19 protein-coding genes are annotated in these 19,352 nt (G+C 67.3%); 11 read left to right on the forward strand and 8 right to left on the reverse strand.

From position 1 onward, the window contains the following. Positions 1–19: 19 nt before the first annotated feature. On the reverse strand, positions 20–1,072 hold the full coding sequence (locus ACJH7A_RS25695; RefSeq protein WP_135355219.1) for an alpha/beta hydrolase: 1,053 nt from the start codon (positions 1,070–1,072) through the stop codon (positions 20–22). A gap of 206 nt (positions 1,073–1,278) precedes the next feature. On the opposite strand from ACJH7A_RS25695, the gene ACJH7A_RS25700 reads away from it, so the two are divergent. Both ACJH7A_RS25700 and ACJH7A_RS25705 read left to right on the forward strand, forming a co-directional pair. Next, positions 1,279–2,247 (forward strand): SGNH/GDSL hydrolase family protein, encoded by a 969-nt coding sequence (locus ACJH7A_RS25700; RefSeq protein ID WP_135355220.1) that lies wholly within the window; start codon positions 1,279–1,281, stop codon positions 2,245–2,247. 40 nt (positions 2,248–2,287) lie between these two features. Further along, complete coding sequence (locus ACJH7A_RS25705; RefSeq protein ID WP_135355221.1) at positions 2,288–3,505, forward strand: acetyl-CoA C-acetyltransferase; 1,218 nt, start codon at positions 2,288–2,290, stop codon at positions 3,503–3,505. Between the two features lie 144 nt (positions 3,506–3,649). Here the strand turns inward: ACJH7A_RS25705 and ACJH7A_RS25710 are convergent, their stop codons facing one another. After that, positions 3,650–4,543 (reverse strand): endonuclease domain-containing protein, encoded by an 894-nt coding sequence (locus tag ACJH7A_RS25710; protein WP_135355222.1) that lies wholly within the window; start codon positions 4,541–4,543, stop codon positions 3,650–3,652. Positions 4,544–4,815: 272 nt separating this feature from the next. On the opposite strand from ACJH7A_RS25710, the gene purT reads away from it, so the two are divergent. Continuing rightward, the gene (gene purT / locus ACJH7A_RS25715) at positions 4,816–6,018 is read left to right on the forward strand and encodes a formate-dependent phosphoribosylglycinamide formyltransferase (RefSeq protein WP_406802939.1); all 1,203 of its coding nucleotides are present in this window, start codon (positions 4,816–4,818) and stop codon (positions 6,016–6,018) included. Between the two features lie 57 nt (positions 6,019–6,075). On the opposite strand, the gene ACJH7A_RS25720 is transcribed toward purT, so the two are convergent. Continuing rightward, positions 6,076–6,918, reverse strand: coding sequence for a Bax inhibitor-1/YccA family protein (locus ACJH7A_RS25720; protein WP_060999892.1), 843 nt, complete (start codon positions 6,916–6,918; stop codon positions 6,076–6,078). Positions 6,919–7,079: 161 nt separating this feature from the next. Between ACJH7A_RS25720 and ACJH7A_RS25725 the strand changes: the two genes are divergently transcribed. From ACJH7A_RS25725 to ACJH7A_RS25735, 3 genes are all read left to right on the forward strand, one after another. Further along, on the forward strand, positions 7,080–8,114 hold the full coding sequence (locus tag ACJH7A_RS25725; RefSeq protein WP_406802940.1) for an enoyl-CoA hydratase/isomerase family protein: 1,035 nt from the start codon (positions 7,080–7,082) through the stop codon (positions 8,112–8,114). 8 nt (positions 8,115–8,122) lie between these two features. Beyond that, positions 8,123–8,896 carry an enoyl-CoA hydratase gene (locus ACJH7A_RS25730; RefSeq protein ID WP_135355226.1) on the forward strand — a complete coding sequence of 258 codons (774 nt, stop codon included), beginning with the start codon at positions 8,123–8,125 and terminating at the stop codon, positions 8,894–8,896. A gap of 63 nt (positions 8,897–8,959) precedes the next feature. Continuing rightward, complete coding sequence (locus ACJH7A_RS25735; RefSeq protein WP_406802944.1) at positions 8,960–10,654, forward strand: alpha/beta hydrolase; 1,695 nt, start codon at positions 8,960–8,962, stop codon at positions 10,652–10,654. Here ACJH7A_RS25735 and ACJH7A_RS25740 read toward each other — a convergent pair. Both ACJH7A_RS25740 and ACJH7A_RS25745 read right to left on the reverse strand, forming a co-directional pair. Beyond that, positions 10,631–11,077: a rhodanese-like domain-containing protein gene (locus tag ACJH7A_RS25740; protein ID WP_133425503.1), complete on the reverse strand. Its 447-nt coding sequence runs from the start codon at positions 11,075–11,077 to the stop codon at positions 10,631–10,633. The genes ACJH7A_RS25735 and ACJH7A_RS25740 overlap by 24 nt on opposite strands. Next, positions 11,077–11,631 carry a cysteine dioxygenase family protein gene (locus ACJH7A_RS25745; RefSeq protein ID WP_133425502.1) on the reverse strand — a complete coding sequence of 185 codons (555 nt, stop codon included), beginning with the start codon at positions 11,629–11,631 and terminating at the stop codon, positions 11,077–11,079. The genes ACJH7A_RS25740 and ACJH7A_RS25745 overlap by 1 nt, the downstream gene beginning before the upstream one ends. A gap of 188 nt (positions 11,632–11,819) precedes the next feature. On the opposite strand from ACJH7A_RS25745, the gene lpqV reads away from it, so the two are divergent. The 4 genes from lpqV to ACJH7A_RS25765 all read left to right on the forward strand — a co-directional run bounded on the left by lpqV (position 11,820) and on the right by ACJH7A_RS25765 (position 15,649). Then, a complete protein-coding gene (gene lpqV / locus ACJH7A_RS25750) occupies positions 11,820–12,242 on the forward strand; it encodes a lipoprotein LpqV (protein WP_133425501.1) in 423 nt (140 codons plus the stop codon). 199 nt (positions 12,243–12,441) lie between these two features. Further along, entirely contained in the window at positions 12,442–14,064 is a 1,623-nt protein-coding gene (locus ACJH7A_RS25755; RefSeq protein ID WP_371824595.1) for an LCP family protein, read from the forward strand. A gap of 350 nt (positions 14,065–14,414) precedes the next feature. After that, the gene (locus tag ACJH7A_RS25760) at positions 14,415–14,630 is read left to right on the forward strand and encodes a hypothetical protein (protein WP_406802941.1); all 216 of its coding nucleotides are present in this window, start codon (positions 14,415–14,417) and stop codon (positions 14,628–14,630) included. 47 nt (positions 14,631–14,677) lie between these two features. Then, on the forward strand, positions 14,678–15,649 hold the full coding sequence (locus ACJH7A_RS25765) for a patatin-like phospholipase family protein (RefSeq protein WP_406802942.1): 972 nt from the start codon (positions 14,678–14,680) through the stop codon (positions 15,647–15,649). Here the strand turns inward: ACJH7A_RS25765 and ACJH7A_RS25770 are convergent. Then, a complete protein-coding gene (locus tag ACJH7A_RS25770; protein ID WP_406802943.1) occupies positions 15,646–16,497 on the reverse strand; it encodes a patatin-like phospholipase family protein in 852 nt (283 codons plus the stop codon). The two genes, ACJH7A_RS25765 and ACJH7A_RS25770, sit on opposite strands and share 4 nt — an antisense overlap. A gap of 39 nt (positions 16,498–16,536) precedes the next feature. Continuing rightward, entirely contained in the window at positions 16,537–17,022 is a 486-nt protein-coding gene (locus ACJH7A_RS25775; protein ID WP_133425497.1) for an SRPBCC family protein, read from the reverse strand. A gap of 40 nt (positions 17,023–17,062) precedes the next feature. On the opposite strand from ACJH7A_RS25775, the gene ACJH7A_RS25780 reads away from it, so the two are divergent. Further along, the gene (locus ACJH7A_RS25780) at positions 17,063–18,106 is read left to right on the forward strand and encodes a zinc-binding dehydrogenase (protein ID WP_212814950.1); all 1,044 of its coding nucleotides are present in this window, start codon (positions 17,063–17,065) and stop codon (positions 18,104–18,106) included. Positions 18,107–18,168: 62 nt separating this feature from the next. Here the strand turns inward: ACJH7A_RS25780 and ACJH7A_RS25785 are convergent, their stop codons facing one another. Then, positions 18,169–19,218 carry a dihydrodipicolinate reductase gene (locus ACJH7A_RS25785; protein WP_133425496.1) on the reverse strand — a complete coding sequence of 350 codons (1,050 nt, stop codon included), beginning with the start codon at positions 19,216–19,218 and terminating at the stop codon, positions 18,169–18,171. Positions 19,219–19,352: the final 134 nt, after the last annotated feature.

A 19,352-nucleotide genomic window follows, 5' to 3' on the forward strand; every position in this document is an offset into this window, starting at 1 on the left:
CCGGGTTGCGCATACCGGATTACCAGGTTGCCTCGCGGATGTACTCGCCGATCTGCTTCAGCGAGCGGTCGGCCTCCTTGACCAGCGGGGCAGCGAGTTGGAACACGTGCATCTGGCCGGGCCAGACGTGCACCTCGACCGGCACGCCGCTGGCGGCCAGCATGTGCGCGGCCTTGCGGGCGTCGTTGAGGAGCACCTCGGAGCCGGACACGTGGATCAGGGTGCGCGGCAGGCCGGGCTCGATGTGGTCGAGCGGCTCGTAGATCTCTTCGGGCTTTCCGTCGACGAGGTGGCGCGAGGCGGCGTGCTCGATGAGTTCGATCAGCGCGTCGAAGGCGTGTGCCGGGAACATCGCGTCGGACTTCATGTTCGGGTGCTGGGCCCGGCTCTCGTTGTCGATCTCGAACAACGGCGACATCGTCGTCACCGCGGCCGGCAGCTCACCCTCCTCCTGGAGCTTCTCGGCCAGTGCCAGCGACAGGTAGCCGCCCGCGGAGTCGCCGGCGAGCACGATCTGGTCCGGCTCGTAGCCCTTCAGGCGCAGCCACCGGTAGGCGTCGTGGCAGTCCTCGAGGGCCTCGCCGATCGAGTGCTTCGGAATCATCCGGTAGTCGACGACCAGGACGGGCGCGTCGGCGTACTTGGACAACGCGCCGACCACGCGGCCGTGGGTGTGCACGCCACAGGTCAGGAATGCCCCGCCGTGCATGTAGAGGATGACGCTGCGACGGCCGTCGGCCGGCAGCACGCCCTTGGCGCGGACCAGGTGCGCCGTACAGTTCGGCAAACCGATCGTGGCGCGGACGGTGCCCGGCTCGGGCCTCATGATCCGGGCGACGAAGTCCACCATTCCCCACGGCCAGGGGGCCTTCGGGGCGTAGCTGCCGATGGTCAGAGTTGACTTGATGGCGAGTGTCGCGGCTACCGACATCAAGCGACCGGCGAGGCTGGGACCGTCCTCGACGATCTCTACCGGTGCGCCGTCACTGACCGGATAGCGGCGTGGTTTCCGCCCCTTAACAGGACTTATAGCAACACTATGGGTTCTGACAACCCTGCTCGGTGCGGTCATCGCCACCACTCCTACGCCTTTGTAGTTCCGGTGCACTTCGTTATTTACGTCACTTAATAGACAACCCGCGTAACTTAGCTTGCCACTGCTACATAGATCAACAATCAAAGTCGCCGAATTGATGCCCCAGTCGATATGACTACGTGACCGGGTCGCCCGCGGTTCATCGACCTGCGAATCTGGGCAACCGACCTAGACTGAACGCCGTGGGCATACGTGCACCGCGCCGGACGACCATCGCTCTGGCGACCGCAGCCACCATCGCCTCGACGGGGTCGTTCTACGTCGGGGTCCGCAACCTCCTGAGCGGCCAGGCAGCCACTGCGCGCCGGGTCATCCCCAAGTCATGGGAAGTCCCGCCACGGGCCGACGGCGTCTACAGCCCCGGGGGCGGACCCGTCGAAAAGTGGCAGCGTGGCGTGCCGTTCGACCTGCACCTGATGATCTTCGGCGACTCCACCGCCACGGGATACGGCTGCCGCAGCGCCGACGAAGTGCCCGGCGTCCTGCTCGCCCGTGGGCTGGCGCAGCAATCCGGTAAGCGAATCCGGTTGTCCACCAAGGCCATCGTGGGCGCGACCTCGAAAGGCCTGTCCGGCCAGATCGACGCCATGTTCGTGGCCGGCCCGCCACCGGACGCGGCGGTCATCATGATCGGCGCCAACGACATCACCGCCGTCAACGGCATCTGGCAGTCGGCGCGCCGGCTGGGCAACGCGGTGCAGCGCCTGTGCGCCAGCGGCGCAGTCGTCATCGTCGGCACGTGTCCCGACTTCGGCGCCATCGCCGCCATCCCGCAGCCGCTGCGCTGGGTGGCCCGCAATCGGGGCCTGCGGCTGGCCCGGGCCCAGGCCGGGCAGGTGCGGTCGAACGGCGGCGTGCCGGTGCCGTTCTCGGACCTGCTGGCGCCCGATTTCCTCAAGGCGCCCGAGGTGCTGTTCTCCCCGGACATGTTCCACCCGTCGGCCGCCGGTTACTCGCTGGCGGCCCAGCAGTTGCTGCCGGCCCTGTGTGAAGCGTTGGGCGAGTGGACAACTGAGTCGCCGCCGGCATCCGCGCTGGTCTCCCGGACCGCGGACGTGACGAGCCTGCTGGCCCGCCTGGCCGGCATCGCGCGCCTGTGGCGGCGCACGACAGGCGTACCCGCGCCGATCGTCGCTCCTGTCACGGGATAAATTCGCCGGGAAGCAATTTTTGGATCCTTAGGAGCCCGTCATGCCCGAAGCCGTCATCGTCTCCACCGCCCGCTCCCCCATCGGCCGTGCCGTCAAGGGCTCGCTGGCCACCATGCGGCCCGACGACCTCGCCGCCCAGATGGTGCGCGCCGCGCTGGACAAGGTGCCCGCGCTCGACCCGCGCGATGTCGCCGACCTGATGATCGGCTGCGGACAGCCCGGTGGTGAGGCCGCCTACAACATCGGTCGCGCCGTGGCCGTCGAGCTCGGCTACGACTTCATGCCGGGCACCACCGTCAACCGCTACTGCTCGTCGTCGCTGCAGACCACCCGCATGGCGTTCCACGCCATCAAGGCCGGCGAGGGCGACGTGTTCATCTCGGCCGGTGTCGAGACCGTGTCCCGCTTCGGCATCGGCGCTGCCGACGGCGCCCCGAACAGCAAGAACTCGCTGTTCGACGAGGCTCAGGCCCGCACCGCCAAGCAGGCCGAAGGCGCCACCGAGTGGCACGACCCGCGCGAAGACGGCGTCCTGCCCGACGTCTACATCGCCATGGGCCAGACCGCCGAGAACGTCGTCCTGCACACCGGCATCAGCCGTGAGGACCAGGACCACTGGGGCGTCCGCTCGCAGAACAAGGCCGAGGAAGCCATCAACGCCGGCTTCTTCGAGCGCGAGATCGTCCCGGTCACGCTGCCCGACGGCACCATCGTCTCCAAGGACGACGGCCCGCGCGCCGGCACCACCTACGAGAAGATCAGCCAGCTGCAGCCGGTGTTCCGCCCGAACGGCACCATCACCGCCGGTAACGCCTGCCCGCTGAACGACGGCGCCGCCGCCCTCGTGATCATGAGCGACGAGAAGGCCAAGGCCCTCGGCCTGACCCCGCTGGCGCGCATCGTCTCGACCGGTGTCTCGGGTCTGTCGCCGGAGATCATGGGCCTGGGCCCGATCGAGGCCGTCAAGCAGGCCCTCGGCCGCGCCAACATGGCCATCGGTGACGTCGACCTCTACGAGATCAACGAGGCCTTCGCCGTGCAGGTGCTGGGCTCGGCCCGCGCCCTGGGCATGGACGAGGACCGCCTGAACGTGTCCGGTGGCGCCATCGCCCTCGGCCACCCGTTCGGTATGACCGGCGCCCGCATCACCGCGACGCTGATCAACAACCTGCAGACCCACGACAAGCAGTTCGGCATCGAGACCATGTGTGTCGGTGGTGGCCAGGGTATGGCCATGATCATCGAGCGGCTTTCGTAAGTCCCTTAAGCAGTCTCTGAAGCGGCGTCCCGCCGCCTCAGCGTTGACCCTGTACTCAGGGCGCATTTGTTCGAGTGACATGCGCCCCAGGTACAGGGTCAACGTGTTTCTGGGGGCATCTGGCGTTGACCCTGAACCCTTGGCCTAACTCGCGCGTCCGGCGTCGCGCGAGGGCAGAAACACTGCAGGATTTCGTCGATAGAGTGCCCGCGCCCAGGCCCGATTCACCCACGCGATGATCTCCGCCCGGCGATGTCCGGCGGCCACTCTGACCACCGTCCACCCGACGCCGGCGATGTACTCGCTGCGCACGATGTCGTAGCCGATCTGGCCCGCATGTTGCTCGCCGTCGTACTCGACAGCGAGCCGCATGTCTTCCCATCCCATGTCGAGGAAGTACTTGGCGCGGCCATCGGGGCCAGTCACCGGGATCTGAGTCTTCGGTCGTGGAAAGCCTTCGGCGATCAGCAATTGTCGAAGCCAGGATTCTTGCGGGGATTGGGCGCCCGGGTCGTAGAGAGCCAGAGCCTGCTCCAATTGGCGCAACCCTCGCGCGTGCCGGTGGCGGCCTGCCACCTCACGCACTGCGTCGACGTTGAATCCGGTGGCGGCACCGAGAGCGTCGAGTCGGGCAACCGCGTCGACGAGCGACCCGCGTCGTCCGAGGTCGAACGCCGTACGGTGCGACGTCGTCACAGGCAATCCGCCGAGCAACTGGCTCTCGTCGTCGAAGAGCAGGTCATCACGGGCGATGACGTTCCTGGGCGGCCTGGTATTGGCGTAGATGAGTTCAATCGGCGCGTCATCAGGCACCCACTTCGCCCTGTGAAGGGCTGCCGCGGCATGCCCGGCAATGGTGGCCTCGCGTCCAGACCACAGCCACGCGGCCTGCGTCCGCTGGTAGAGCGATGGGTCAATTCGCTTGTCCACGTAGATGTTCGGCAGCATCGCCCGGTAGTGGCGGCGCAGCTCGTAGCGGGTGAGCGATCGACTTGCGACAGCCTCGCTGCCGATGAACGGGTCCGATTCGGTGATCATGACGCAACCGTCTGCCGCCCCGCTGACAGAAAGGTCTCGATCGCGCCGACACAGCCGTGGAGTGTGGATCAACTGCGAAGTGTGGATAACTCACGTTGAGCCTGTATCCGCGGCGCATTCGTACGAGTAGCCCGCGCCACTAGTACAGGGCCAATGCGCCGATGGGCGATCAGGACTCTGAGCCTGAATCCATGGCGCAAGAGTGCGAGAAACCCACGCCCTCAGTACAGGATCAACCCACATAGAACCCCACCCCATAGACTTTCCGCCCAATGATCACCATCGGAACCCCACTGTCGCCGAACGCGACCAAGGTCATGCTGCTCGGCTCCGGCGAACTCGGTCGCGAAGTGCTGATCGCGTTGCAGCGCCTGGGCGTCGAGACCATTGCCGTCGACCGCTACGAGAACGCGCCGGGCCAGCAGGTGGCCCACCACGCGCGGACCATCTCGATGACCGACCCCGACCAGCTCAAGGCGCTGATCGCGGCGGAGAAGCCGGACCTCGTGGTGCCGGAGATCGAGGCCATCGCCACGCCGGCGCTGCAGGAACTCGAGGAGGCCGGTGTGGTGCGGGTGATCCCGACCGCGCGGGCCGCCCGCCTCACCATGGACCGCGAGGGCATCCGGCGCCTGGCCGCCGAAGAACTCGGCGTGCCGACGAGCCCCTACAAGTTCTGCGATTCGCTCGAGGAACTCCAAGCCGCCATCGATGGCGGCATCGGGTACCCGTGCGTCGTGAAGCCCGTGATGAGCAGTTCGGGCAAGGGCCAGAGCAAGCTCGACGGCCCGGACGACGTCGCGAAGGCCTGGGAGTACGCCATGGGCGGGGCGCGCGTGACCAACACCCGCATCATCGTCGAGGGCTTCGTCGACTTCGACTACGAAATCACGCTGTTGACGGTCCGGGCACGAGGCGCCGACGGCGAGGTCGAGACGCAGTTCTGCGAACCGATCGGGCATCGACAGGTCGCCGGCGACTATGTGGAGAGCTGGCAGCCACACCCGATGTCGGCCACCGCACTGGCGAACGCCCAGCAGATCGCGCACAAGGTCACCGAGAACCTCGGCGGTCAGGGCGTTTTCGGCGTCGAGTTGTTCGTCAAGGGCGACCAGGTGTGGTTCAGCGAGGTGAGCCCGCGCCCGCACGACACCGGTATGACGACCATGATCACGCAGTGGCAGAACGAATTTGAGCTGCATGCCCGCGCGATCCTCGGCCTGCCGGTCGACACGTCGCTCAAGAGCCCGGGTGCCAGCGCGGTGATCTACGGCGGTGTCGAGGCCGAGGGCATCGTCTTCGACGGCGTCGACGAGGCCCTGCAGGTGCCGGGCACCGACATTCGGCTGTTCGGCAAGCCGGAGAGCTTTCGCACCCGGCGGATGGGCGTGGCCCTGGCACGGGCCGCGGACATCGACACCGCGCGCCGCAACGCCGCCGAAGCTGCCGGCCGCGTCAGGCCGCGCGCAGTCTGAGCACGACATGAAGAAGGGGCGCCCGCCGAAGCGGACGCCCCTTCTCTGTCAACGGAGCTAGTCGTTGTTGAAGTAACTCAGCAGCCGCAGGATTTCCACGTACAGCCAGACCAGGGTGACGGTCAGGCCGAGCGCGACGCCCCACGCCGCCTTCGCCGGCGCACCGGCGCGGATCATCTGGTCGGCAGCGTCGAAGTCGATCAGGAAGCTGAACGCCGCCAGCGCGATGCAGACCAGCGAGAAGATGATCGCGATGGTGCCACCGCTGCGCAGGCCCATGCCGGCGCCGCCGTTGAACAGGCCGATGACGAAGTTGCCGAGCATCAGCGCGAGGACGCCGAACATGCCGGCGACGATCATGCGGGTGAACTTCGGGGTGACGCGGATGGCGCCGGTCTTGTAGACGACGAGCATGCCGAAGAACACGCCGAACGTGCCGAGGATGGCCTGGCCGATCAGGGCCCCGGCGTTGGCACCGGAGACCGCGAAGTTGGCCATGACGAACGAGAACGCGCCGAGGAACATGCCCTCGAGCACCGCGTAGGTCAGGACGATGCCCGGGTTGTCCTGCTTACGGCCGAACGTGGCGATGAGGACCATCACCAGACCGCCGATGGCGCCGATCATGGCGAGGGGCCCGGCCAGCGCCAGGTTCGACATGATCAGGAAGTACGAAACGACCGCACTGACCGTCAGCACCGCCAGCGTGATGCCGGTCTTGGTGACGACGTCGTCGATGGTCAGCGGGCGCGAGAAGCCGGCCTGCTGCTGCGGGTACTGGGTGTATGGCTGAGCCATGGTCTGCTGGGCACCATATGCGGCGGCGCCACTACCGAATTGCGCGTATCCGCCCTGCGACTTGGGCAGGGAACGAAATATCGGGTTGCTGCTCTCGCGCACCGTCGGGTTCCTCTCCTGAAGCTGTGGTCCGTCTGCTGACGAACACCCACACAACGTACGACTTCGGGTGTTGGTTCCCGGCGAGACGGAGAAACTGGGAACTTACTGTGAAACGGTACCTGGTCGGCGCAGGCGGTGCGCGACGATCTACATTGCTTACCGTGGCGGAAAACGAGGACATCCTAGTAAATGTCGAGAACGGCGTCGGCGTCGTCACGCTGAACCGTCCGAAGGCCATCAACTCGCTCAACCAAGCGATGGTCACGGGACTGGCCGAGGCGCTCACCGCGTGGGAGCACGACGACAGCGTGCGCGCGGTCCTGCTGACCGGCGCCGGCGAGCGCGGCCTGTGCGCGGGCGGCGACGTCGTCGCGCTCTATCACTCCGCCAAGGCGCAAGACGACAACGCCAGGACCTTCTGGCATGACGAATACGTGCTCAACGCGCACATCGGCCGCTACCCCAAGCCGTACGTCTCGCTGATGGACGGCATCGTGATGGGCGGCGGCGTCGGGGTCGGCGCGCACGGCAGCATCCGCGTCGTCACCGAGAAGACCAAGCTCGGCATGCCCGAGGTCGGCATCGGCTTCATCCCTGACGTCGGCGGCACCTACCTGCTGTCCCGCGCACCGGGCCTGATCGGCCTGCACGCCGCACTCACCGGCGCCCCGTTCTCCGGCGCGGACGCCATCGCCCTGGGTTTCGCCGACCACTTCGTCCCACAGGCCGACCTCCCGGCATTCCGTGACCTGGTGATCAGCGACGGCCCCGACGCCGCGCTCAAGAAGTACGCCGTCGAGCCGCCCGCCAGCGAGCTTCTGGCACAACAGCATTGGATCGACGAGTGCTACGCGGCCGACACGGTCGCCGAGATCCTGGAGAACCTGCGGAACAGCGACGCCGCGCCCGCCAACGCGGCAGCCGACCTGATCGCCACCCGGTCGCCCATCGCGCTGACAGTCACCCTGGAGGCCGTGCGCCGCGCCGCGAAGCTGCCCACCCTCGAGGACACCCTCGTGCAGGAATTCCGAGTCTCGATGGCATCGCACAAGTCTCACGATTTCGTGGAGGGCATCCGCGCCCAGCTCGTCGACAAGGACCGCAACCCGCAGTGGTCCCCGGCTAGTCTTTCGGACTGCACCGCCGCCGACGTCGACGCCTACTTCGTCTCCGCCGACCCTGATCTCACCTTCTAGGAGAACCGATGACTTTCGAAACCATCCTGGTCACCCGCGACGACCGCGTCGCCACCATCACCCTGAACCGGCCGAAGGCCCTCAACGCCCTCAACAGCCAGGTGATGACCGAAGTCACCACGGCCGCAGCCGAACTCGACGCGGACCCGGGCATCGGCGCCATCATCATCACCGGTAGCGAGAAGGCCTTCGCCGCGGGCGCCGACATCAAGGAGATGGCGAGCCTGACGTTCGCCGACGTGTTCTCGCAGGACTTCTTCGCGCTGTGGAACAAGTTCGCCGCGACCCGCACCCCCACCATCGCCGCCGTCGCCGGCTACGCGCTCGGTGGCGGTTGTGAGCTCGCCATGATGTGCGACCTGCTGATCGCCGCCGACACCGCGAAATTCGGCCAGCCCGAGATCAAGCTGGGCGTGCTCCCTGGCATGGGTGGCAGCCAGCGTCTGACGCGTGCCGTGGGCAAGGCCAAGGCCATGGATCTGATCCTCACCGGCCGCAACATGGACGCCGAGGAAGCCGAACGCTGCGGTCTGGTGTCGCGTGTGGTCCCGGCCGACAAGCTGCTCGAAGAGGCCAACGCCGTCGCCAAAACCATTGCCGGCATGTCGCTTTCGGCGTCGCGGATGGCGAAGGAAGCGGTCAACCGCGCCTTCGAGAGCACCCTCGCCGAGGGCCTGTTGTACGAGCGCCGGCTGTTCCACTCGGCCTTCGCCACCGACGACCAGACCGAGGGCATGGCGGCGTTCACCGAGAAGCGCGCGCCGAACTTCACGCATCGGTAAAGTCGATCGGTGGCCGACACCGCGCAACTGCCTGATCCTGCCGACGACGGCGCCGCTGTCACGGTGGCCGAGCCGTCGGACGAGGAGTCATTCGTCGCGAAACTGGAAGAGCCACCCTCGGATTGGTGGGTTCGCCGCTACACGTTTTTCGGCACCGCGGTCGGCCTGACCTTCATCTGGCTCTCGATGACGCCGTCGCTGTTGCCGCGCGGACCGCTCTTCCAGGGCATCGTCAGCGGGGCTGCCGGCGCGTGCGGCTACGGCCTCGGGGTGCTCAGTGTCTTTCTGGTGCGCTACATGCGCTCAAAGGACAGCAGTCCCAAGGCGCCCCGCTGGGCGTGGCTCGTCCTGATCGGGGTCGGCGTCATCGGCCAGGTGCTCGCGGTCATCTGGTTCCACGTCTGGCAGGACGAGGTCCGCGACATGATGGGCGTGCCCCGGATGAAGTTCTGGGACCACCCGCTGACGGCGGTGTACTCGATCGTCTTCCTGTTCGGCTTCGTCGAAATCGGCCAGCTGATCGGCAAATTGGTGCGTTTCCTGATGCGTCAGCTGGAGCGGGTGGCTCCCCCTCGGGTGTCCGGCGTGGTGGCAGTGCTCCTGGTCATCGCCGTGTTCGTCGAGGTGTTCAACGGTGTGGTCGGCAACTATGCGATGTCGTGGATCAACAACACCTTCGCCTCGGCCAATGACGAGGATGATCCCGACAACCCGCCTCCCACATCGCCATTGCGGTCGGGCGGGCCCGGCTCACTTGCCAGCTGGTCGTCGCTGGGCCGGCAGGGCCGCATCTTCGTCGGCAACGGACCGAGCGTCGAAGAGCTCGAGAAATTCAACGGCCGCAAGGCAATCGAACCGATTCGCGCCTACGCCGGTCTGCACTCCGCGGACGGCATCCGGGCAACGGCCAGGCTCGCCGCGCAGGAACTCAAGCGCACCGGCGGACTCGAGCGCGCGGTCGTCGCCGTCGCCACCACGACGGGCACCGGCTGGATCAACGAGGCCGAAGCCGCGTCGCTGGAGTACATGTACAACGGCAACACCGCGATCGTGTCGATGCAGTATTCGTTCCTGCCCAGCTGGATCTCGTTCCTGGTGGACAAGGACAACGCGCAGGAAGCCGGCCAGGAACTGTTCGAAGAGGTCGACGCCCTCGTGCGGCAGATGCCCGAGGGCAAGCGCCCCAAGCTCGTGGTGTTCGGGGAGAGCCTCGGCTCGTTCGGCGGCGAGGCTCCGTTCCAGTCGCTGAACAACCTGGTGGCCCGCACCGACGGCGCGCTGTTCTCCGGACCGACGTTCAACAACGTCATCTGGACCGAGCTGACCCGCTACCGCGACGCCGGGTCACTGGAGAAACTGCCGATCTACGACCACGGCCTCAACGCCCGGTTCGCTTCTCGCCCTGAGGATTTGGACCGCCCTGCCGACGCCACCTGGGGCCACCCGCGGGTGGTGTATCTGCAGCACGCGTCCGACCCGATCGCCTGGTGGAATCCCGACCTGCTGTTCGCCCGGCCCGACTGGCTGGAAGAACCGCGCGGCCGTGACGTCTCGCCGCGGATGGAGTGGATTCCCGTCGTGACGTTCCTGCAGGTGTCGGCCGACATGGCCGTCGCGGTCGACGTCCCGGACGGGCACGGACACGTCTACGTCAGGGACGTCGCCGATGCGTGGGCCGACGTGCTGCAGCCGCCGGAGTGGACCAAGGAGAAGACGGAGCGGTTGCGCCCGCTGCTACACCCAAGCGCCGGCACGTAGCAGCACCGACGCGGCCGTCCCGCCCAGCAGTCCTTCATCGACCAGCGCCCGGTATCCGCCGATGACGTCGGTGGCGCGGTACAGCCCCAGGTCCTGCAGCGCGGCGGCGGCCAGGCTCGAGGTGTAGCCCTGCGAGCACAGCACCACCCACTCGACGTCGACTCCGGTGGCCTGCGGCAGACGGGCGTCACTGGTCGGGTCGCAGCGCCATTCCAGGACGTTGCGTTCCACGACGAGCGCGCCGGGAAACTCGCCCTCGATGGCGCGCTGCGCGGCCGGCCTGATGTCCACCAGCACGGCGCCCCGGGCCAGCGCGGCGGGGATTTCGGCGGCGGACAGCCGGACCAGCCGCTCGCGCGCCGCGTTCAGCATGGCGTCGACTCGGCTGACCGCGTTCCCCGTCGCTTCACTCGCCGTGGTCATCAGTCCCCCTCGGGCTTGTCAGTGAGTTCGGTGTAGACGCGCCGCAGCTTCTGGCTTTCGGTCACGTCGTAGTACGACATGGCGGTCAGCGGCGGCGAGTAGGCGTGCACACTCAGAGTGGGCGGAGCGGGCGATACTCCTGCGGCATCGTTGCTGCCCGCCCGCACCACGTCGTGGACCCAGCCCAACGGGAACGCGGCCTGGTCACCGGCCTCCAGAGTGCGCTGCCGCAGCCCGCGGCCGTCCCAGCGGGTTTCCTCGAGCGCCCCGGACACCACGGTCAACGCACCGAGCGATCCGCCATGGTCGTGCAGCTCGGTGCTGCGCTCGGGGACCCAGCTGATCAGCCAGAGATCGAGTTCGTCGTCGCCGTACAACCGGCGGAACCAGCGTTCGTGAAGGGGCAGGCCGTCGGCCGGCAGCAGCCGGTCGTAACGGCCGCTCAGGACGTCGTCGGCGCACCGATCAGTGGCGTGCAGCAGGTCGGGCAGCCGCAATCGGGTCGGGGCCAGGGAAGTGGGGCCAGAAACAGAAAACTCTGTCAGGACGGACATGACGGAACTCCAATGCAGAAACGAACGGGTGGGCTTGGCGCCCTCACAAGGCCGGGCTCAAGCCCGACAACATGTCGCGTTCTGCACGTTCTGCACTGCCATGTTCCCCATGGTGTCGGCGCCGCGGCCGCCGGGAAAGGGTTAGCGTCAGGGTGATCCTGAATGCCTACACCTCTAGATTGGCAAGCATGCAGATCAACGTCATCCGGGCAGCGCTGCTCACGACCACCGCACTGACGTTCCTGACAGCCTGCGGGCCGGACAAGCAAGCCGCTCCCGCCCACACTCCCGCCGAGCTGCCCACGCAGTCGCACGAACACCCCGCACCCGCCGGCGGCGCCGTCTCCCCGGGCGGCGTGACAACTGCCGTCGACGCCCCGCCGGCGGCGACCGAGTCCGAGTTCGGCCAGGCGTGCCACGCCGCGAAGGTGTGGATGGACGCTCAGCATGCCGACCCGGCGACGCTCGTCGAGCCGTACCTGAGCCTCATGCAGCGGGCGGAAACACGTGATCCCGGTAACTTCAACACCCCGTGGACCGAGCTCACCGCAGGCCAGCAGGCCGGCGTGATCATGGCCGCGACCAGCGCCTCCAAAGGTGAATGCGGCTGATACCCGCCGTTCACTGAGGATTCGCTGAGTCTGCGGCGTTGCCCTAAAATCGGTCGCACTGCCGTCCGATCGCTCTGACGCATACACGCGGGCCGCGGTGACAGCGAACTTTCCGACCGCCGGATCCGACCGGCGGTCCTCACGTACCCGCGAGGCCCGCCGAGATGACCGCCATGACCGCATCCCCTCGAGGTCGCAGCTGAGCACCTCCGATCTCCAGCGCAGCGATACCGCCCGCCACCGTCTTCCAGCCCGGCACCGCCGGAGCCGGCTGCAAAGCCTGCTCAGCGCCCGGGTGGGCTGGGACACCGTCGGGCGGGTGGCGCTCGCCCTGGTCACCACGGTGGCGGTGGCGACGACCGGCCTGGGCTGGTGGACGGTGCGCGGCGCGCTGCACGGCATCACGGTCAGCGATGCGCTCGGGGCCGACGCGCCCAAGTCCACCGGCGGGGCGATGAACATCCTGCTGATCGGCCTGGACTCGCGGAAAGACCAGCAGGGCAATGACCTGCCGCAGGCGCTGCTCGACAAGCTGCACGCCGGGGATTCGGACAACGGCGGCTACAACACCAACACGCTGATCCTGGCGCACATCTCCGCCGACAACCATGTGGTCGCGTTCTCGATCCCGCGCGACGACTATGTGCGGGTCACCGGCATCCCCGGATACGACCACATCAAGATCAAAGAGGCGTACGGCCTGACCAAGGCCAACGCCATGCAGCACCTCATGGACAAGGGCGTCACCGACCAGGCCGAGCTGGAACGCAAGAGCCGCGAGGCCGGCCGCGCCGCCACCCTGGCCGCGGTCCGCAATCTGACCGGTGCGCCCATCGACTACTTCGCCGAGGTCAACCTCGCCGGTTTCTACGACATCGCCGAGAGCCTCGGTGGCGTCGAAATCTGCCTGAACCACCCCGTGTACGACGACTACTCGGGCGCCGATTTCCCGGCCGGCCGCCAGATGCTCGACGCCTCGCAGGTCGTCGCCTTCGTCCGGCAACGGCACGGCCTGGACAACGGCGACCTGGACCGGACCCACCGCCAGCAGGCGTTCCTGATCTCGGTGATGCACCAGCTGCAGAAGGACGGCTCGTTCAGCGACCTCGGCAAGCTCAATCAGCTGATCGGCGTCGCACAGAAGGACGTCGTGCTGTCGGCGGGCTGGGGCCAGGAGCAGTTCAAGCGCATGGGCGAGATCGCCGGCGGCGCAAACGTCCAGTACCGGACATTGCCCGTCGTGCGCTACGACAACATCGACGGCCAGGACGTCAACATCGTCGACCCCATGGCCATCAAGGTCGAGGTCGCCAAGGCCTTCGGCCTCAAGCCACCGGCCGGCGCACCGACGACCACGCCCAGCACGTCGACCGAGCCGTCGACGCTGGACAAGGCCGCCGACAGCACCGGTACGACGTCGAAGAACGCCAAGACCGCCGTCATCGACGTCATCAACGGTTCCGACGTGATGGGCCTGGGCCGGCAGATGTCCGAGATCCTGGGCGATCTCGAATACTCCATGGGCCAGACCCGGAGCTCGCAGGACGGCGAGCTCAGTTCGACGGCCGTCGACTTCGGCGCCGGTACCGACGCCGAAGCCAAGCACCTGGCAGAACTGTTGGGCATCGACGCGGTCCGCGCCGACCCGTCGGTGCCCGCCGGCCGCATCCACGTGACGCTGGGGCCGGGCTATCAGGTGCCAGACACCCTCGACAGCGTCTCCCTGGCTGCGGCCAAGTCGTCCAATTACGACACCACGTTGCCGACCCCGGAAGCCGGGCCGCCGGTGCGTGCCAACGACGGGCTCCCCTGCGTCAACTGACGCGCGCCCGCTTTTCCGTGCCGCCAGTGTGCGCACAGACCGTCGATCCGGCCGGTTCCGCGATCTGCACGCACACTCGCGATGCAGACGCCACCAGCTGCCGGCGCAAATTAATTAGATTAGTTCAACGAATTAAATTCGCCGCCCATCGAAGCGCGAAAAATGAGCAGCAACACCATTCTCAGAACACAAAGCACATCTAACAAATTTGCCCGCCGACCAGGCAAAACGTCGCGAAAGCAATGAGATCAGCTAACGAATACGACCAATTTCCCAACTACTGGTCAGTAATTGTGCTTTGACTCACACAATGGTGCACACTATGGGGTGTCTCACTCATTGTCGAAGGGATGAGCACGATGGTTGCTCCTCAGCACGTACCGGTCGCTCGGGCCCACAGTGGCGCGGTCAACGGGCGCCGGGTGCTCTTCATGGGCATCCTCCTGCTGCTCATCGCGGTTGCCGCCGTCAGCGGCATCCTCTTCGCCATGAGCAGTGGACAGCCGCAGGTGGCCCTCATCATCGGGCTCATCTCGGCGGCGTTCTTCTCGCGCATCCGCTGCTGACGCGGCCTCGTCTCGCCGCCGTCTGATCCGCACGCCAAAATAGGCCCATGCGGGTCGCACTGGTCCTTGGCAGCGGTGGCGCCCGGGGTTACGCACACATCGGCGTCATCGACGCGCTCCGCGAGCGCGGCTTCGATGTCGTCGGCATCTCCGGTTCGTCCATGGGCGCTCTCGTCGGCGCCCTGCAGGCCGCCGACAAACTCGACGAATTCTCCTCCTGGGCCAGCGCCCTCACGCAGAGCGCGGTGCTGCGCCTGCTCGATCCCTCCCTGACCGCCGCCGGCGTGCTCCGCGCCGAGAAGATTCTGGCGACCGTCCGCGAGATCATCGGCCCGCGGACGATCGAGAGCCTGCCGATTCCCTACACCGCCGTCTCGACCGACCTGATCGCCGGAAAATCGGTCTGGCTCCAGCGCGGCCCCATCGACGCGGCCATCCGGGCCTCCATCGCCATCCCGGGCGTCATCGCGCCCTATCTGCTCGACGGCCGGCTCCTGGCCGACGGCGGCATCCTCGACCCCCTGCCCATGGCGCCGCTCGCCGCCGTCAACGCCGATCTGACCATCGCGGTCAGCCTCAACGCCAGCGATCCGAATCCCACGACCCCGGAATCCCCGCGACCCACCGCGGAGCTGCTGAACCGCATGCGGCGCAGCACGACGTCACTGATCGACCGGGCCGCGGCGAGCACCCTGCTCGACGGCCCCACCGCACGATCGGTGTTGAGCCGCTTCAGCAACGCCGTCGACGGCATCGACGCCGTCGCCGAGTCCGAGGTCGAGACCGAAGAGGACACGAATGTGCCGCGGCTCGGCGGGTTCGAGGTCATGAACCGCACCATCGAAATCTCGCAGGCCGCGCTGATGCGGCACACCCTGGCCGCCTACCCACCCGATCTGTTGATCGAGGTACCGCGCACGGTGTGCCGCAGCCTGGAGTTCTACCGGGCCTCCGAGGTCATCGAGATCGGGCACGAATTGGCTTGCGCCGCACTCGATTCCCTCGATCTTCCCGACTAGGACAGGAACGCGGCGACCTCGGCCGCCACCCGGCGGCCCTGTGCGCGGCCGGCCTGCGCGGCCGGGATGCGACAGGCCGGATCCAACGGGTCGGCGCCGAAGGCCGCGAGGGACTCGTCGTCGGCGAAGATGCCGCACGCACGGCCGGCAAAGCTCTTGACGTCCGCACCGGGCCCCGCCCCGAACGGCGACGGCGAGTCCGACGGCGCCGGAACCAGCACGACGGCGGCGTCACAATCCTTGACCGCGATCATGTTGACGCTGCTGCCCATGCCGCCGTCCATGTAGCGGCGGCCGCCGATGGTCACCACCGGCCAGGCGGCCGGCACCGCGCAGCTGGCCTCGACGGCGTCGACGAGGGACACCCCCGATTCGCGGGTGAACACCACCAACTCGCCGGTGTCGATGTCGACGCCGGTGATGCGCAGGTCATGGTCGGGCCACTCGTGCGACGGCAACCGGCGTTCGATGACGTTGCGGCGCACGGCCGGACTGACGGTGTCGGCGGCCGCCGCCGCCTTGCCCAGGCGCTGCAACTGCTCGGCCGGGCTGCCGTGGTCCGCCGACATCGCGTCGATGAACGTGGTCAGGACGGCCTCGATGTCGATGCCCGGGCTGATCTCTGCCGATTCGGCGGCCACCTGGCGCTCGAACAACTCTCCGATGCTCAGGGCGCTGCCCAGTTGTGCACCGACCGCCGAACCCGCCGACGTGCCCAACACCACATCGGAATTTCGCACCGCCGCGGCGATCTCGGGAGCTTCGTCGGCGATGCCCTGCAGGATGCCGGTCTCCCACGCGATGCCGGCGATGCCGCCACCAGCCAGAACGAGTGCACGCTTAGTCATTAGTTCATCTAACCGGATTCGGCGTGCGCCGTGGGACCGTCATCCCACCAGGAGGTCAGAAAGATGCTCCAGCGACCGGCCGGCGTAGCCCTTCCACAGCTTGCCGAACACCGGCAGCAGCGGAGCGGTCAGCGAGCTGCGCGGGTGCAGGGTCCACCGCCAGGTGATCTTGGTGCGGGGGCTCTGCCCAGCGGAGACATCCTGGAACAGCCACATCCCTTGCACGCCGCCCACCAGCGGCGCCAGGGGTCCGTTGATGTCGGACAGCGTGTAGCCGAACGAGTGCGGCTCGTCGTACGAGGTCAGGGTCTCGGCCATGCTGCCGCCACCGGTCAGCAGGATGGTGCGGGTCTGCCCCACCGCATCCCAGATGCCGGTCTGGTTCCGCACGGCCTTGATCGGCGGGATCGGCCCGTACCAGCGACAGAACAGCTCATTGAGCGGGATCGGTGCGGTGCCGCTGAACGCGTCGGCCACCGCGACGGGGACTATTCGTGATTGCTCGACCACCAATGCCTGCGCCATGATGGCGATCGTAACCATCGATGCTGACCACTGGAGTGCCATGACCTCGACGATGCGGGCCCAACGGTTCTACGCCGACACCAAAAAGGTTGTGGTGGAAGATGTTCCGATTCCGGAGCCGGGCCCGGGCGAGGTGCTGGTCAAGGTCGCCTACTGCGGCATCTGCCACTCCGACCTCAGCCTGATCAACGGCACGTTCCCGTCGCAGCTCCCGGTGGTGACGCAGGGCCACGAAACGTCGGGCACCATCGCCAAGCTGGGACCGGGCGTCACCGGCTGGGCCGAGGGCGACCGCGTCGTCGTCGCCGCCGGCAAACCGTGCATGGACTGCGTTAACTGTCTTCGCGGCGACATGTCGAACTGTCTGCGAATCCGGCTCATGGCGTTCGCGTACGACGGGGGTTGGGCCGAATACACCGTCGCGCAAGCCTTCGGCCTGACGAGGGTGCCCGACAACGTGCCGCTGGAGCAGGCGGCGATCCTGGCCGACGCGGTGTCGACGCCGTTCGGCGCCGTCGTGCGGACGGGCCAGGTGGGTATCGGTGAATCCGTCGGCGTATGGGGCGTCGGCGGGCTCGGCACGCACATCGTGCAGCTGGCCCGGTTGGTCGGGGCAGCCCCGATCGTCGCGGTCGACGTCAACCCGGCAGTGCTGGAGCGTGCGCTGGAGGTCGGCGCGGACTACGCCTTCGACGCCCGCGACCCGGAGTTGTTGGCCCAGATCGGTGCGGCCACCGGCGGCCGGATGCTCGACGTCGCGTTCGACGCGGTCGGCAAGGGGTCGACGTTCGACCAGGCGCTGGCGGCGCTGACCGTGGGCGGACGGTTCGTCGGCGTCGGGATGAGCGCCGATGCCCCGTCGATCGGCCCGACGTCGTTCTTCAACCTGACCAAGAAGCAGGTGCGCGGGCACCTGGGCTACCAGAACGCCGACATCGGCACGCTGGCCACGCTGGTGTCCCGCGGCCGTCTGGACCTCACCCGGTCGATCAGCGAGATCGTCCCGCTCGAGGACGTCGCCGAAGGCATCGCGAAACTCGATCGGGCCGAAGGCAATCCGATCCGGATACTCGTGCAGCCCTAATTACCGCGAGCGGCCGTGTTTGTACGCCGACACGCTGCCGCAGGCGTGCAAAAACGTCGCGCTCACCTCAGCCGAGGTGCCGCTTTCGCACTGAAGAGCGGCAGGTCCAGATAGGTGGCGATGCCCGGTTCCGCGGCACACACCGCCGGCACGGAGTTGACGCAGTGGGCGGCGGTGCCGACGACGCCGGGTTCGGGGCCGTCCTCTCCGACCAGTCCCTGAAAGCCCTTGATCGACACGGTGAAGTCCGGATTTCCCTTGACCTCCATCTCATAGCGTTGACCTTCGGGGCCGAAATCCCATGCCGGGTCGAGGTTTTCCTCACCCATGAACCAGTTGACGGTGACGCGCACGACAACCTCGTCGCCGACGACCGCCTCCCAGTGGAACTTGCGGGCGGCCACCTGGCCGGGCTGGATGGGCCCCAGCGGTGAGTCGATCGGCGCGGTCGCCACCGCAACCTCTTGGCGCGCAACGATCTTCGGATCGGCATTGAAGCCGAACTCGTCGACGCACATCCGCACGGCCTGGATGAAGCCACTGTCGAGCAGCTTCTGCATCGGACCGGTCAGCGCCTTGTCCGGGGTCTCACCGAACCCCATGACGTGCCGCAGCACGTCGGGCGCCTCATAGGTGCGCAGATCCGAAAATTCCTCGGCCCGAACGAAAGTCACGCCAGTGGACATCACCGAGAACAGCAGCGGGAACTTCTCACTGATGCCGCCGGGTGCGATGCCGGTGCCGTGCAGCGTGGCCCCACCTGCCAGCGCGGCTTCCCGCATCGGCGCGCCCTGCTTCTCGCTCGGATACACCCACCCGACGGGCGTCACCACGTTCTTGCCGGACCGCAGCAGGGCCGCCACCTCGTCGGGGTTGGCCATCAGCGGGGCGTAGATGACGGCGTCGGCCTCGAGCGCCAGGATGTCGTCGATGTTGTTGGTCGCAGTGACACCCAGCGGCTCGGCGCCGATGATCTCGCCAACATCCTTGCCGTTCTTGGCTTCCGAATGCACCCAACAACCGACCAGTTCCAGGTCCGGGTGTTCCAGCACGCCCTTGATCGCGGCGACGCCGACTCCGCCGGTTGCCCACTGCACGACCCGCAACGCCATGAAACCTCCCGAGCACCGCCCGAACTAGAACACGTTCTAGGTTGTATACCACCGGCCCGGCGCCGGAGACCAGACCTTTGGGGTCTTGACTAAAACCGCCGGGCGTGACTGAACTACAGGTAGTAACGAAAGGA

Origin of the sequence: Mycobacterium sp. SMC-17 (genome assembly GCF_045310915.1) — a bacterium.
GTDB lineage: Bacteria > Actinomycetota > Actinomycetes > Mycobacteriales > Mycobacteriaceae > Mycobacterium.